Source organism: Rhodococcus sp. Leaf233 (assembly GCF_001426165.1).
Lineage (GTDB): Bacteria > Actinomycetota > Actinomycetes > Mycobacteriales > Mycobacteriaceae > Rhodococcoides > Rhodococcoides fascians.
This window is the reverse complement of the sequence record NZ_LMRO01000008.1, coordinates 173999-189659: the sequence shown is the minus strand read 5'-3', so window position 1 is coordinate 189659 and position 15661 is coordinate 173999. Positions and strand designations below refer to the sequence as shown.

10 protein-coding genes are annotated in these 15661 nt (G+C 65.8%); 2 read left to right on the top strand and 8 right to left on the bottom strand.

Features of this window, described 5'->3' with window-relative positions; all coding sequences use genetic code 11:
* Nucleotides 1-58 precede the first annotated feature (58 nt).
* The 8 genes from ASH04_RS08660 to ASH04_RS08625 form a co-directional block, all read right to left on the bottom strand.
* Nucleotides 59-3658, bottom strand: coding sequence for a translation initiation factor IF-2 N-terminal domain-containing protein (locus ASH04_RS08660; RefSeq protein WP_057473294.1), 3600 nt, complete (start codon nt 3656-3658; stop codon nt 59-61).
* A gap of 487 nt (nt 3659-4145) precedes the next feature.
* Nucleotides 4146-4565, bottom strand: a complete 420-nt coding sequence (ndk, locus tag ASH04_RS08655; protein ID WP_027497557.1) for a nucleoside-diphosphate kinase — start codon at nt 4563-4565, stop codon at nt 4146-4148.
* A gap of 67 nt (nt 4566-4632) precedes the next feature.
* Entirely contained in the window at nt 4633-5022 is a 390-nt protein-coding gene (locus ASH04_RS08650) for a DUF4233 domain-containing protein (RefSeq protein ID WP_027497558.1), read from the bottom strand.
* Nucleotides 5019-6449, bottom strand: coding sequence for a bifunctional tetrahydrofolate synthase/dihydrofolate synthase (gene folC, locus ASH04_RS08645; protein WP_052053192.1), 1431 nt, complete (start codon nt 6447-6449; stop codon nt 5019-5021). Before folC ends, ASH04_RS08650 begins: the two co-directional genes overlap by 4 nt.
* On the bottom strand, nt 6450-9119 hold the full coding sequence (locus tag ASH04_RS08640) for a valine--tRNA ligase (RefSeq protein WP_057473293.1): 2670 nt from the start codon (nt 9117-9119) through the stop codon (nt 6450-6452).
* A gap of 9 nt (nt 9120-9128) precedes the next feature.
* Entirely contained in the window at nt 9129-11129 is a 2001-nt protein-coding gene (locus ASH04_RS08635; RefSeq protein WP_057473292.1) for a S9 family peptidase, read from the bottom strand.
* Nucleotides 11130-11178: 49 nt separating this feature from the next.
* Nucleotides 11179-11964: a SigB/SigF/SigG family RNA polymerase sigma factor gene (locus ASH04_RS08630; RefSeq protein WP_032368200.1), complete on the bottom strand. Its 786-nt coding sequence runs from the start codon at nt 11962-11964 to the stop codon at nt 11179-11181.
* Nucleotides 11964-12395 (bottom strand): ATP-binding protein, encoded by a 432-nt coding sequence (locus ASH04_RS08625; RefSeq protein WP_027497563.1) that lies wholly within the window; start codon nt 12393-12395, stop codon nt 11964-11966. The genes ASH04_RS08630 and ASH04_RS08625 overlap by 1 nt, the downstream gene beginning before the upstream one ends.
* Nucleotides 12396-12578: 183 nt before the next feature.
* On the opposite strand from ASH04_RS08625, the gene malQ reads away from it, so the two are divergent.
* Both malQ and fdhD read left to right on the top strand, forming a co-directional pair.
* Nucleotides 12579-14738 carry a 4-alpha-glucanotransferase gene (gene malQ, locus ASH04_RS08620; protein ID WP_032368459.1) on the top strand — a complete coding sequence of 720 codons (2160 nt, stop codon included), beginning with the start codon at nt 12579-12581 and terminating at the stop codon, nt 14736-14738.
* A gap of 60 nt (nt 14739-14798) precedes the next feature.
* Nucleotides 14799-15638 (top strand): formate dehydrogenase accessory sulfurtransferase FdhD, encoded by an 840-nt coding sequence (gene fdhD / locus ASH04_RS26115; protein ID WP_082519199.1) that lies wholly within the window; start codon nt 14799-14801, stop codon nt 15636-15638.
* Nucleotides 15639-15661: the final 23 nt, after the last annotated feature.

Here is a 15661-nt window from a genome sequence, read left to right as displayed (position 1 = left end):
GGGAGCGACTTATCAAGGTTACGGCAGAGAGACGGCCAGGGTCAAACCGCCTCGACCCCTACACATCGATGTCCACCGGCGGGCCTGCCGGACGTGCCGCTGCCCGTCTCCTGCGCGGACGTGCGGTCGGCACGTCCACCTGCTCGACAGGCTGCTCCGCCGCCGCTGTCAGCGGCGCTGAATCGGCCACCGTGTCACCGCTACCCGAACCTGCGTCGGCACCATCGTCGGCGTCTGCCGTGGCCGAAACCACCATCAGCACACCGGCATCCGGCGCAGCACTGGTCGGCGCGGCGGCCTTCCGAGCCACCCGTCGGCCCCGTCGTGGGGTGGCCACCACCGGCTCCGGCTGGGCGGGGGTGTCGTCGGAGGACTGCGTCGCCCCGGTATCCGCGGAACCGCCGTCGCCGACGGATTCTGCAGCCGGCACCGGCTCGTGAGCCTGCGCGCTGTCCACGGTTGCTTGCGCGACGTCCGCGTCCTCGTTCGCCGCTGCCGCGACAGCCACGTCCTCCGCCGAGACCACGGTGACCGACTCGTCCTTGTCGCCGGCGGTGCCGGACGGTGCCTGCGAGACCTCTGCGGGGCTGACATCGGCGACCACGTCGTCGTGGTGCGCTGCCATCGCCAGGGCCACGGGGTGTGCCCGCTTGATCGACGGGTCGACCACCGGGTGGTCGGTCCCGTCCGTCGTGCCCCACTGTCCGTTCGGCGTCGACCGCTCGGTGTTGTCGGACCGATCGTTTCCATCGGACTTGGCGTCCTTGCCGCGTCGACGCCTGCTGCCGTTGCCCGAACCGTTCGAGTCCGAACGTGACGAGCTCGGGCGTCCACCGTCGGAGTCCGGCTTGGCGTCGATCGGGAACGGATGCACGATGATTCCGCGACCCTGGCAGTGCTCGCACGTGGTGGAGAAGGCCTCGACCAACCCCGTGCCGAGCTTCTTGCGCGTCATCTGCACCAGACCGAGCGAGGTCACCTCCGACACCTGATGACGGGTCCGATCACGGCCCAACGCCTCGGTCAGGCGGCGTAGCACCAGATCGCGGTTCGATTCCAGCACCATGTCGATGAAGTCGACGACGATCATGCCGCCGATGTCGCGCAGACGCATCTGCCGAACGACTTCCTCGGCCGCCTCGATGTTGTTGCGGGTGACGGTCTCTTCCAGGTTGCCGCCGGAGCCGGTGAACTTTCCGGTGTTGACGTCGACGACCGTCATCGCCTCGGTGCGATCGATCACCAGCGTGCCGCCCGAGGGCAACCACACCTTGCGATCGAGGGCCTTGGCCAGCTGTTCGTCGATGCGGTGAGCTGCGAACACGTCCACGGAGCTGCCGTTGGCCTCGTATCGCTGCAGGCGCTCCATCATGTCCGGAGCCACGGTTTCCACGTAGTTCGACGTGGTCGTCCACGCCTTGTCACCCTCGATGACGAGCTTCGAGAAGTCCTCGTTGAAGAGGTCGCGAATGACCTTCACCAGCATGTCGGGCTCTTCGTACAACGTCTGCGGCTGCACGCCCTTGCCTGTTTCGGCGTTCGCGGACCGCTCTTCGATGCTGGCCCACTGGGCCTGCAGCCGCGTCACGTCACGCGCGAGTTCTTCCTCGCTGACGCCCTCGGCTGCGGTCCTGATGATGACGCCGGCCTCGGGGGGAACGATGTCGCGCAGAATTTCCTTGAGTCGCTTGCGCTCGGTGTCGGGCAGCTTGCGGCTGATGCCGGTGGAACTGCCACCGGGAACGTAGACGAGGAAGCGTCCGGCCAACGACAGCTGCGTCGTCAAGCGAGCGCCCTTGTGGCCCACCGGGTCCTTGCTGACCTGCACCAGAACCTGATCGCCCGGCTTGAGGGCCTGCTCGATCTTGCGCGCGCTTCCGCCGAGACCGGCAGCGTCCCAATTGACCTCGCCTGCGTACAGCACACCGTTACGACCACGTCCGATGTCGATGAACGCTGCTTCCATACTGGGCAGGACGTTCTGCACGCGGCCGAGATAGACGTTGCCGACCATCGAGGCGGTGGCGCTACTGGTCACGAAGTGCTCCACCAGAACGCCGTCTTCGAGCACGGCGACCTGCGTGGTCAACGGATGGTCCGGGGTGGCCTTCTCGCGAACGACCATCACGCGGTCCACCGACTCGCGACGAGCGAGGAATTCCGATTCGGTCAGAATCGGCGGACGACGTCGCCCGGCATCGCGGCCGTCACGGCGACGCTGCCGCTTGGCCTCGAGCCGAGTCGAACCGGAGATGCCCTGCACCTCGTCGCGCGGTGCGCGGCTCTTGTTGCGCGGCTCGCGTTCGTGCACGACGGTGTTGGGCGGGTCGTCCTCGGACGAGGCAGCTGCTTCTGCCGCGGCCTCGGCTCCGGTCTTACGACGGCGGCGGCGCCGACGACGACGGCTCGAGCCGTCTCCGTCCGAATCACCGTTGTCGGAATCACCGTTGTCGGAGTCGCCGAAGTTGTCCTGAGCGCCGGACTCGGACTCGTCGTCACTGTCCTCACCCTGGTTGTCCGACCCGTCGGCGGTGGCGTCGGTCGTGGAGTTCTGCCGATCGGACCCGCGGCCGCGTGACCGCGATCGACGCGAACGCCGTCCCGAACTCGAGGGCTGGTCGTCGCCGGAGGTCTCGTCCGCATCGGAATCGTCGGTTGCGTCCGCCCCGGTGGACTCGCCGTCTGCCGAAGAGGCGGACGTGCCGCTGTCCGTCTCGGAGTCGGTGTCGTCCGAATCCTCGTCGGTCGAGTTCTCGTCGGTCGAGTTGTCGTCGGACGACTGCTCTCCGCGTCCACGCCCACGACCGCGGCGACCGCGCCGACGGCGACGGGGCTGAGACTGGTCGTCGTCGTCTCCCGAGCCGTCCGCTGCCGAGGAAGCCCCGGACTCGTCGGACGACGCATCCGATGCACCGGACTCGGACACGGGAGCACCGGACACAGCGGTGTCCTGCGCGGCGGTGTCGGAGGCGACCGTCGAGACGTTCTCGGCGACGGGCGACTCGCCGTTCGCGGGCTCGTCCGCGGCCTTGTCGGACGCAGCGTTGTTGTCGGACGGTGCCTCGTCCTTGGGTGCGGCCTTGCGACTACGTCGACGCCGTGCGGGGGCCTCGGACGGAGCATCCGCCGATTCTGCTGCGGGCTCTGCCGCTGCCGGCTGCAGGAACACCGGCGTCGCGAAGGTCGTGGCCGTGGGTTGGGCGGCCTCGGGCTCGGCCGTGGGCGCGCTGGTGAACAGCGTTGCCTCGGCAGCGGGGACCTCTACCGAGGGAGCCGTCTCGGCCGGCACCTCTACCGATGCGGGCCCGGGCTGCTGGTCTGTCGACGCATCCGGTGCCGGCGACTCCGCTGCGGAGGCATCGGGGGCGGGTGCGGTCGGCCCGTTCACCGAATCGCGCACCGACTCGGCAACGTCTCGGCTCAGACTCGACTGCGCGCTGCGGGCTTCGATGCCGAGCTCACCGAGAGTGACGAGCAACTGCTTGCTGGTCACGCCCAGAATTTTCGCCAGTGCATGCACACGCAGCCTGGTCGGCAATTCGATGGTGTCGGGTTGCACGGAAACCGCGTCGGATTTCGCGGACGACACCGCGTCGGTGTCCTCCGGATTTCCTGCGTTCGTGCTCTGTACATCTTCGGGCGGGCTTTGATCGGCCACGTAGTCTCCTCGGGCCCCCGGGCGCGTTCATCCGAAATCGGGTGTGACGCGGCCACGCGAGGGCAATCCTTGTGTACTCACGTCGGGTTGGACGTCAGCTGTTCGGTCTCGCTCTCCACAAATCGTGTGAGCCACCTCGTGAATCTCGGTGGCCGACGACGGCGTGTGCAGTGCCTGGCTGGATGGTGGTGTCTCGGCGATCCGAGCGCCTGATCATCAAGCATGAACGCGAACGAGCCTGTCTCTCGTTCGCGACTCTGCGATGACGGGCAGCGGGTCGACGACAGTCATCCGATCGATCCCACGAGCACTTTTTCTCTAGCGAACTTCGGTGGAGCTGAACAGAGGTGGAGCGTGTGAACGTACAAGTGCTGTGGGGTCGATCTCCGTCGAGTATCCCACACGCGATGATCCGTACGAGCCACGCCGCACCGATCGGACTTCGAGCGGGTGCGGCGTGACTGCGGAAGTGCTCTGCGACGGGCTTCTAGGAGGCGGTCAGGTCGGGGAACCACAGGGCGATCTCGCGCTCTGCGGATTCCACCGAATCGGATCCGTGTACCAGGTTCTGCTGACCGTCGAGGGCCAGGTCACCTCGGATGGTGCCGGGAACTGCTTTGGCAACCGGATCCGTGCCGCCGGCGATCTGACGGAAGGCTTCGATGGCACGGGGGCCTTCGAGAACCGCGGCCACCACGGGCCCGGAGGTGATGAACTCGAGAAGGTCGGGGAAGAACGGCTTGCTCTCGTGCTCCGCGTAGTGAGCCGAGGCCACGTCGCGAGAGACGGTCTTGAGCTCGAGGGCGACGATGCTCAGACCCTTCTTCTCCACGCGGCCGAGGATCTCTCCTACGTAACGCCGGGCAACTCCGTCTGGCTTGATCAGTACTAGGGTGCGATCGGTCACGTCGACGACAGTAATGGACACCGGCACCCGGTCGCGCGGCGCATGGCCCCAACCGACCGGTCCGGTGTCAGTCGCGTTGCCCGGGCAGCATGCCGCGTCGAATGCGTTCGGTGATGTCCCGGCGCAGATAGAGCAGATACAGCCACACGGCAAGGAAGATCAGACCCACGGCGCCGATGGACAGATGGAACACGGCCCCGGCCATCACGAAGAACTGCAAGGCGAGGTTGAGCTTCATCGCCCAGGGTTCGCCCTGTTTCCCCGCGGCCAGAATCATCACCACGGCGAGCGCCACGATATAGGTGGTCGAGAACCACGTTGCGCCGCCGCCGAGAGTCGCCACGACCGGAAGAGCGAGCAGAGTCACGATCGCTTCCAGTACCAGTGTGCCCGCCGACACACCGCGAAATCCCTTCCACGGGTCGGTTGTCGGTGGTCGAAACTCTGCTTCGCTCACGCGGGATCCTTTCCGAACAACGTGCGCGCTGCGCCCACGGTCACCACCGAGCCGGTGACGACGACCCCGGCACCGGACACGGCTTCGCCGGGCTCGGCCACTTCTTCGGCCAACCCGATCGCCGTTTCGAGCGCATCGGGCAGCGTCGACGCCACCACGACCCGCTCGTCGCCGAACTTGGCCACGGCTATGTCGGCCAACGCGTCGACATCCATCGCTCGACCGGACCCGTTGTGGGTGACGACGATGTCGTCGAACACCGGTTCCAATGCTTCGAGGATCGCGCCGACGTCCTTGTCCGCCATGACACTGACGACTCCGACGAGTTTGCGGAAGTCGAATTCGTCGGTCAGGGCGGCCGCCAGTGCAGCGGCCCCGTGCGGGTTGTGCGCGGCATCGAGAAACACCGTGGGCGCGTTGCGTACTCGCTCGAGACGACCGGGATTGACCACGGTCGCAAAGGCTTCGCGCACGGTGTCCTGGTCGAGTTGACGGTCCGGGCCCGCCCCGAAGAATGCCTCGACTGCTGCGAGAGCGAGAGAGGCGTTGTGCGCCTGGTGCTCTCCGTGCAACGGCAGGAAGATGTCGGTGTAGACACCGCCCAGCCCCTGCAACTCCAGCTGTTGTCCGCCCACGGCTATCTGCCGACCGAGAACGGTGAACTCCGATCCGGCCCGTGCCACGGCAGCGTCTGCCTGCACCGCCGCACGAAGCAGGACCTCGGACACCTCGGGTTCCTGCTTGGCGAGGATGGCCACCGTGTCCCGTGGCACGAGTAGTTCCGGTGCCTTCTTGATGATGCCGGCCTTCTCCCCCGCGATCGTGGACAGATCGTCCCCGAGGAATTCGACGTGGTCGAGACCGATCGGGGTGATGACGGCGATCTCACCGTCGACCACGTTGGTGGCGTCCCAGCGGCCGCCCAGCCCGGTTTCGATGACGGCGACCTCGACCGGTGCCTCGGCGAAGGCCGCGAATGCCATGGCGGTGACGACCTCGAACTTGCTCATCCGCGGTCCACCGGCGGCCTCGGACTGTGCATCGATCATCTCGACGAACGGTGCGATCTCGTTGTAGGTGTCCACGTAGGTGCGCGGGGACACCGGACGGCCGTCGATACTGATCCGCTCGGTGGCCATCTGCAGATGCGGGCTGGTGGTGCGGCCGGTACGCCGATGGAAAGCGGTCAGCAACGCATCGATCATGCGGGTGACGGACGTCTTGCCGTTGGTTCCGGCCACGTGGATCGACGGATACGCCTTCTGCGGAGAACCGAGCAGGTCCATCAGCGCCGAGATTCGGGCGGTGGACGGCTCGATCTTCGTTTCGGGCCAACGCTTGTCGAGCTCGGCCTCGACGAGTGCGAGCTCGGCCAGGTCGACCGGGGTCGGTGGTGGTGACGGCAGGGCGTCGTCCGGCTCGGTCACTTAGCTTCCCATCGATTCGAGGCGCGCGCCGATGCGCGCGATCTCTTCGCGAGCGATCGTCTGACGAGTTCTGATCTTGTCCACCACCGCGTCCGGGGCTTTGGCCAGAAATGCCTCGTTGCTCAGTTTCGCGGTGGTCTGCGCCAAGTCCTTCTCAAAGCCAGCGAGATCCTTGTTGAGGCGCGCACGCTCGGCGACAAGATCGATAGTTCCCGAGGTATCGAGTTCGACGGTCACCATCGACCGACTTAAAGTCACGCCGAAACTTGCGGTCATATTAAAGTCCTCGCCAGCACTGGTCAGCCGCGCCAAGGAACGTACCGCCGGAAGTTGCTCAGAGAGCGACGCCTCAGCTACCCCATAGATATTTGCCGCAACCTTCTGTGACGGCTTTAGACCCTGATCACTTCGAAAACGTCGTATCTCGGTAACGAGCTTCTGCATGTCCTCGATGCGTTGCGCGGCAACAGGATCGACCGGATCGGCGGCAGGGGTCGGCCACGTGGCGACCACCAGGGACTCTCCCCCGGTCAGCACCTTCCACAGGGTCTCGGTCACGAACGGGACGACCGGGTGCAGCAGGCGTAGCACCGCGTCGAGAACGTTGCCCAGGACTCCACGGGTGGATTCGGCGATGCTCTCGTCGGCGAACTGCACCTTCGCAATTTCGAGGTACCAGTCGCAGACCTCGTCCCACGTGAAGTGGTAGAGCGCCTCGCACGCCTTGCTGAACTCGTAGCGATCGAACGCCGAATCCACCTCTGCTCGAACCTGATCGAGTCGGTCGAGGATCCAACGGTCGGCGTCGGTGAGTGCGGCGCGCGACGGCAGCTCGGCCGGCGCTGCGCCGTTCATCAGGGCGAACTTGGTGGCGTTGAACAGTTTGTTGGCGAAGTTGCGCGAGGATTGCGCATGGTCCTCGCCGACGGACATGTCGGCACCCGGGTTGGCACCGCGGGCCAGCGTGAACCGCAGTGCATCCGCGCCGAAGCGGTCGACCCAGTCGAGCGGATCGATGCCGTTGCCCCGAGACTTGGACATCTTCTTACCGAACTGATCGCGAATCAGTCCGTGCAGGAAGACATCTCGGAACGGAACCTGTGGGCCCTGCTTTCCTGCGGTGATGGCGTCGTCGGCTCCGACGTAGGTGCCGAACATCATCATCCGGGCGACCCAGAAGAACAGAATGTCGTAGCCGGTGACGAGTACGCCGGTCGGATAGAACTTCTCCAGTTCGGGGGTGGCCTCCGGCCAGCCCATCGTCGAGAAGGGCCACAGGCCGGAAGAGAACCAGGTGTCGAGGACGTCGGGGTCCTGCTCCCACCCCTCGGGTGGGGTCTCCCCCGGTCCCAGGCACACCGTCTCGCCGTCGGGGCCGTACCAGATCGGAATTCGGTGGCCCCACCACAGCTGACGCGAGATGCACCAATCGTGCATGTTGTCGACCCAGGCGAACCAGCGCGGCTCTTGACTCTTGGGATGAATGACGGTGTCGCCGTTGCGAACTGCGTCACCGGCCGCCTTGGCCAGGGCGTCGACCTTGACCCACCACTGCAGCGACAGACGCGGCTCGATCGGCTCACCGCTGCGCTCGGAGTGTCCGACGCTGTGCAGGTACGGGCGCTTCTCGGCGACCACTCGGCCTTGCTCGGCCAGGGCCTCACGGACCTTGACACGCGCCTCGAAACGGTCCATACCGTCGAACTGCGTTCCGGTATCGGCGATGCGGCCGGCCTTGTCCATGATCGACGGCATCGGCAGTGAGTGCCGAACGCCCATCTCGAAGTCGTTTGGGTCGTGCGCCGGAGTGATTTTCACTGCGCCGGTACCGAATTCGGGATCGACGTAGTCGTCGGCGATGATCGGTATTCGTCGTCCGGTGAACGGGTGCTCGAGGGTGGTGCCCACCAGAGCCCGGTAGCGCTCGTCGTCGGGGTGCACCGCCACAGCAGTGTCGCCGAGCATCGTCTCCACTCGAGTGGTGGCCACGATGACGTGCGGTTCGGAGTCGTCCAGCGACCCGTATCGAAGCGAGACGAGTTCGCCCTCGACGTCCTCGAACTTCACCTCGATGTCGGAGATGGCCGTCTGCAGCACCGGCGACCAGTTGACCAGCCGCTCGGCGCGGTAGATCAGACCGTCGTCGAACATGCGCTTGAACATGGTCTGCACGGCCTCGGACAGGCCGTCGTCCATGGTGAATCGCTCACGGCTCCAGTCGACACCGTCGCCGATACGACGCATCTGGCCGCCGATCGTGCCGCCCGACTCGCGCTTCCAGTCCCACACCTTGTCGATGAACAGTTCGCGACCGAACTCTTCCTTGGTCTTTCCATCGGCGGCGAGCTGCTTCTCCACCACCGACTGCGTGGCGATGCCCGCGTGGTCCATTCCCGGGAGCCACAGCACCTCGTACCCGAGCATGCGCTTGCGCCGACTCAGCGCGTCCATCAACGTGTGGTCGAGGGCGTGGCCCATGTGCAGGCTGCCCGTGACGTTGGGCGGCGGCAGCACGATGGAGTACGGCGGCTTGTCGCTGGTGGCATCGGCCTCGAAATAACCGGCATCCACCCAACCCCGGTACAGCTCGGCCTCTACCTCGCTGGGGTCCCAGCTCTTGGGCAAACGGTCGGCTGGGTTGTCTGGGGTCTCTGGCGCTGAACTGGTCACCGGTCGATTCTAGTGGCCCAGTATTCGCGGCATCGACGCGCTCTCGCCCAGGACATGCCCCGCCAGAAATGCCAGTACCACCTCGTACCAGACCTTGGCGTGCTGAGGCGTCAGAATCCAGTGGTTCTCGCCGGGGAAGTACAGGAACCGGTGCTCGGTCTCACCGTCGTCGTCGGCGGGCAATCCCGATTCGCTGAGCAGTTCGTACCACAACCGCAGGCCCTCGCCGATCGGCACGCGATAGTCCTTGTCACCGTGGATGACCAGCATCGGCGTCGAGATGTCCGCGACGAACAGGTGCGGAGAGTTCTCCACCGCCATCTCGGGGGACATCTCACGCGCCCAGTACCACGGTGCATCGGTCGTCGGTCCGAACTGATCGAGTGCCCACAGACTGGCGTGGGTGACGATGGCGTCGAATCGGTCGGTGTGCCCGGCGATCCAGTTGGCCATGTACCCGCCGAACGATCCACCCATAGCGGCGGTGCGCGTGTCGTCGATGTCGGTTCGGGCGACCGCGACATCGGTCAACGCCATCAGATCGGTGAACGGGGCGCTGCCCCACGCGCCCCAACCACGCTGCACGAAGTCCTGACCGTAGCCGGTGGACAACGCCGGATCCGGGAGCAGCACCGCGTACCCTCGCGCCACCATCAACCATGGGTTCCACCGCCAGGACCACGTGTTCCACGAACCCAGTGGGCCGCCATGCACCCACAGCAGCAGCGGCGCGGGCGAATCGTCCGACACACCGTGCGGCAACGCCAGCCATCCTCGGACTCGACTGCCGTCCTCGACGACGGTCTCGATCTCGGTCAACGTGCCGGGCAGCGGGCCGTTGTCGATTCCGGCGTCGAGGTCGACCACGGTGCCGTCGGACAGGTCGATCGAGACCGGGTGCGGGGCGGCCAGATACGAGGCGGCCACAGCGACTACGCGCTTGCCGTCCGACGACACATGGATGTGGGTGTACGCGTCGTCGGTATGCGTCAGACGACGCGGCTCCGCACCCGCCTCGATCACGAAGATCGGCGACCGGCCGTCGTCGTCCGCGGTGACCAACACGCCGGACCCGTTCGGCAGCCAGACCGGACCGATCGGCCATCGATCCCAGCCCGGTGCGAGATCGGTGACGGAGTCCGTACCGAACTCGTACTGCTGCAACGTCATTCGTGGCGCTTGTTCGGGAGTCGAGATCGATTCACGGACGAACGCGACGGCACGGCCGTCGGGCGAGATGGCCGGTGCACCCAGATCGGCATCCGCGTCGTCGACGATCGTGGTCCGTTCTCCGGTACCGGTGTCGATGCGCACCAGTATCGTGCGGACGGTTGCCAGCGGGCCGGGCACCGACCACGTGGAGACGACGAAAGTGCCGTCGGCGCTGATGTCGAAGGCCGCTTCCTGCAGAGCGCCTGCCGCGTCACGCGTCAGATCACGCAGTGGTGCCGACTCGAGGTCGGTTTCCGTCTCGCCTGCGAACAGATGCGGGGTTGCGGGACCGAGATCGTGATCCCAGAAACGCACCGGCACACCGGTGTGCAGAATTGCATCCACCTTGTTCGTCTTGCGCTCGGTACGCAGGCCGTCGTCGTCCTCGTCTGTCGTGGACGAGCCGAACACCGGCGAGAAGCCGGCGAACCGATCGACGGACCGAGCCGCTCGCACGTCACCGATTCCCGCCGACCGGGTCTCGACCACGTGGGCCTCCCCGCCGGCGGCGGGCAGTATCCACAACTGTGCCGGATCATCCTCGCTGGAGCGGCGCGAGAACATCAGATCCCCGGACGCGGTGAACACCGGCGCGCTCTCGCCCAGCTCGCCGTGGGTGATTCGCCGCGCCGGGGAACGTCCGTCCACGTCGATCTCCCACAGCGACGTTCGGTACTCGGTGCGCGAATCACTCAGAGCGGCAACGACAACGACCGCACGAGAACCACTGCGATCCACCGCCAACCCCGTGACACGTCGGGCCGCGATGTACTCGTCGATGTTGTCGTAGACACTCATGCGAACGACAGTAGTGGCAACAGATCGTTCCGCGTCGGCTGTGTCCGGTTCAGTCCTCGCCGAGATCCTCACGCAACTGAGCGAGCGTGCGCGCCAGAATGCGCGACACGTGCATCTGCGAAATTCCGACCTTTTCGGCGATCTGCGTCTGAGTCATGGACCCGAAGAACCGGAGCACCACGATGCGACGCTCGCGCTCGGGCAGCTTCTCCAGTGCGGGCCGCACAGCGAGGTAGCTTTCCATCTTCTCGAGTTCCGGGTCGTCGGCACCGAGCGTGTCCATCAGCGGGAGGCGATCCTCGCTCACCACCGAATCGACCGACACGGTCTGATACGCGCTGCGGGCAAGCAGTGCCTGCGATGCTTCCTTGACGTCGATCCCGAGCTCGGCGGCGATTTCGCTCGCGGTCGGGGCGCGACCGAGCTTCTGCGACAACGATCCCACCGCCTGCGAGATCATCGAATTCAGCTCTTTCATGCGTCGCGGCACCCGTACCGACCAGCCGGCGTCACGGAAGTAGCGACGGGCTTCGCCCATGATGGTGGGGACCGCGAACGAGACGAAATCCGACCCACGCTCGATGTCGAACCGGTCGACTGCATTGACCAGACCCAGCCTGGACACCTGCAAGAGGTCCTCGTGTGCTTCACCGCGCCCACCGAATCGGCGCGCGATGTGTTCGGCGAGAGGAAGGCAGCGCGTGATGATGCGGTCACGCAGCACGGAACGCTGCGGTGAGTTCTCGTCCAGCGCCTGCATCTGCTGGATCAGCGCGACCACGTCGCTGTAATCGTCGGACTCTCGCCGTGTGCTTCGTTCCTGCGGCACCGGCACTAGACCTTGCTCCTCCGCTTGACCACGTCGATCGCGACGGTGCGGCCGGCAACGTCGTCGATCGCGTCGTCGGCGCGGAGTTCGATGGAGTCTGCGAGAGTCTGCAATACGTGCCAGCCGAAGCTGTCCTGCTTCGGGACCGACGTCGGAGTCAGCGTGGACGTCACGACGATTCGAATCCCGGCATCGTTGACGGAGAACCTGCACGAGAGTTCCGCGTCGGCGACCGAACCTTTGATGAGCTGGGAGCACACCTCGTCTACGACGAGTTTCACGTCGGCGATGTCGTCGAGAGTGAAGTCACTGAGCACCACGAGAGTCTCCGCGACGGCCCGCACCACCGGCAATTGGTCGGCTTCGGCGCGCACCCTCAGCTCGACCGGTGCACCGGAATCTCGCTCCAGTTCTTCGATCTTGCTGACCCCAGCCATCCGCACTTCCCATCGTCGCCAAGCAGTTCGTTTCACGTGTGCCGAGCAAGACTACCCAGCGGGGAAGCTTTCAACCCTCGCAGTACACGGGTGTCGCCCCCGAACACACCGCGGAACGAACCTGCGGTGAACGGCCGACCGGTGCGGGTGACGTGCGCCCGTCGAACTGGCACGATCGACACCGTGGCACATTCGGATGAGGATTACTCGCAGGCCCTACGAACTCTCGCCCAGCGGCTCGGTACGTCGACGTCGTACCGAGGCTGGGACGACACCGAGCACGACGTGAGCGACGCGACCCTGCGGCAGGTCTTGGCTGCACGCGGTTACGCGACCGAAACCACCGAGGATGTCGATCGCGCACTGGAGGACATCGAGAACGCACCGTGGCGTCGCCTGCTTCCGCCCGTGGTCGTCACGACCCAGGGCACCGAAGCGACGGTGTGGGTGCATGTGCCACACGGCAATCCGGTGGAAGTGTCGATGGTGTCCGAGGACGGCGACGCCATCGAGGTACCGCAGGCCGACGTCTGGGTCGATCCGCGCGAGGTGGACGGACGGCTGATCGGACGTGCCACGTTCGTGGTGCCCGGCGATGCCCCGCTGGGATGGCACAGCCTCACAGCGACGACGATCGGTGAGGACAACACCGTCCGAACCTCGGACACGGTCGTCGTGGTCACACCGAAGTCGTTGTCGCCCAATGCCGAACTTGCCGACAGGCAACGTACCGGTCTGCTGGCACAGCTGTATTCGGTGCGCTCGACGCGTTCGTGGGGCATCGGTGATCTCGCCGACCTCGAGGACATGGTCGACATCGCCGGCCGCGTGCATGGATTCGACTATCTGCTGGTCAATCCGCTGCACGCCGACCGGCCGACGACGCCCGTGGAGGCCTCTCCGTATCTACCGACCACGCGACGCTTCTTCAATCCGCTGTACATCCGTGTCGAGAACATTCGGGAGACGGCGCTGCTCTCGCCCAAGCAGTTCGGCAAGATCCAGGATGCCGCGGCTCGATTCGACAAGGCGAACGTTCGCACCAAGAAGCTGAACCGGGACGCGACGTTCAAGGCCAAGCTCCGCGCCCTCGAACGCGTCCACAAGGTCGAGCGCAGTCCTGCCCGCGAGTCCGCGTTCCGGGCGTTCGTCGAACGTGAGGGCACCGGGCTCCGGGATTTTGCGGTGTGGAGCGCGCTGGCGGAGAAGTTCGGCCCGAACGATCCCGCATGGACCGATCGCGCAGCGCACCCACGCACCGATTTCGTCCTCGAACAACGCGCAAAGCTGGCCGGGCGCATCGACTTTCACATGTGGCTGCAGTGGATCTGTGACGAGCAACTGGCCGCTGCCCAGCGGGCCGCGCTCGACGCCGGGATGGATATCGGCGTCATGCACGACCTCGCGGTGGGAGTCGCCCGCGGCGGCGCCGATGCGTGGACGCTCGGCGACGTACTGGTGTCCGGAGTCACCGTGGGAGCGCCGCCGGACAACTTCAACCAACAGGGCCAGAACTGGAATCAACCGCCATGGGATCCGGATCGACTGCGCGAGATGGCCTACGTCCCGTACCGAGACATGCTGCGCACGATTCTGCGTCACGCCGGGGGCATCCGCGTCGACCACATCCTGGGCCTGTTCCGGTTGTGGTGGATTCCGCAGGAGGCCGAGAACGCCGGCGGCGGAACGTATGTCGAATACGACCACGAGGCGCTGATCGGCATCCTCGCCCTCGAAGCCGAGCGCGCGGGTGCGGTAGTGGTCGGCGAGGACCTCGGGGTGTTCGAGCCGATGGTGCAGGAATACCTCACCGAGCGCGGAATCTTCGGCACCTCGATCCTGTGGTTCGAGGCCGATGATTCCGGACCCATCCCGCCCGAGGACTACCGGACTCTGTGCCTGACGTCGGTGACGACGCACGACCTGCCTCCCACCGCTGGATACCTCGAGGGCGAGCACATCGAACTGCGGTCCCGACTCGGCCTGCTCGAGCGCGACATCGATGCCGAAAAGGAAGTGGATTCCCGTGCGCGAGAGGCGGTTCTGAACCTGGCCCGCACCCGTGGATTACTCGCTGCCGATGCCGACAACCACGAGACCGTCGAGGCGTTGCACCGGCTGGTCCAGCGCAGCCCGTCACTGCTGATCGGCGTCGCTCTCGTCGACGCGGTCGGTGAACATCGCATTCAGAACCAACCGGGTACGGACGAGACCCAGTACGGCAACTGGAAGGTCCCGCTCGCCGACTCCGACGGCTCGGCAGTGCTGGTCGACGACCTCGCCGAACACCCGCGATTGGTGTCGCTCGTGCGGGCAATGGCAACCGAGTCGTCGGACCGATGACACGAGGGTCCACAATCGAGGCATGAGCTTTCGACGTCGCCGCGTATCGAGTCGGCACTGATGGGCCGGATCACCGCTCGCAGACCCGTCGTCCGAATACGCGGCGAACACCGAGTCGACCGTCCCGACACCTTGGTGGTGGAGGAACCGATGGAACTGCGCGTCGACGGCAGAGCCCTTGCCGTCACGATGCGTACGCCGGGCCACGACGTCGAACTGGCCCACGGTTTTCTGCTGACCGAGGGCGTCATTGCATCGCGTGTCGATATCGCTGCGGCGCGGTACTGCGACGGCGTCGACGACGAGGGCGCGAACACCTACAACGTCCTGGACGTCACGCTGGCACCGGGCGTGGCAGCCCCCGAGTCCGGGGTGGAACGCAATTTCTACACGACCTCGTCGTGCGGGGTCTGCGGCAAGGGATCACTCGACGCAATTCGGTTGCGCACCAAGCATTCTCCTGACGACGACGACGTCGTGGTGACGTCCGATACACTCGCCGGGCTACCGGACACCCTGCGCGCAGCGCAGAAGGTCTTCGACACCACGGGCGGCTTGCACGCTGCGGCACTGTTCACTGCGGACGGCGACATGCTCGTCCTCCGCGAGGACGTCGGACGCCACAACGCGGTGGACAAGGTCGTCGGCTGGGCCACCGAGCACGATCGAGTTCCGCTGCGCGGCACGATATTGATGGTCAGTGGCCGCGCCTCGTTCGAGCTGGCGCAGAAAGCCGTGATGGCCGGGATCCCCATACTTGCTGCGGTGTCCGCACCGTCGTCTCTCGCGGTCGATCTCGCGACCGAATCAGGACTGACGGTGATCGGCTTTCTCCGCGGCCGGTCGATGAACATCTACTCCCGCGCCGACCGCGTCCTTGTGTCGGACGGTATCTCCTGAGTCGTTCCGCAGGCTCCACTCCC

Bases quoted from the DNA above. Each gene is read 5' to 3' on its own strand.
- ASH04_RS08625 (WP_027497563.1), bottom strand. From the start codon at position 12,395: ATGGCTGGGGTCAGCAAGATCGAAGAACTGGAGCGAGATTCCGGTGCA.
- ASH04_RS08635 (WP_057473292.1), bottom strand. From the start codon at position 11,129: ATGAGTGTCTACGACAACATCGACGAGTACATCGCGGCCCGACGTGTC.
- fdhD (WP_082519199.1), top strand. From the start codon at position 14,799: ATGGGCCGGATCACCGCTCGCAGACCCGTCGTCCGAATACGCGGCGAA.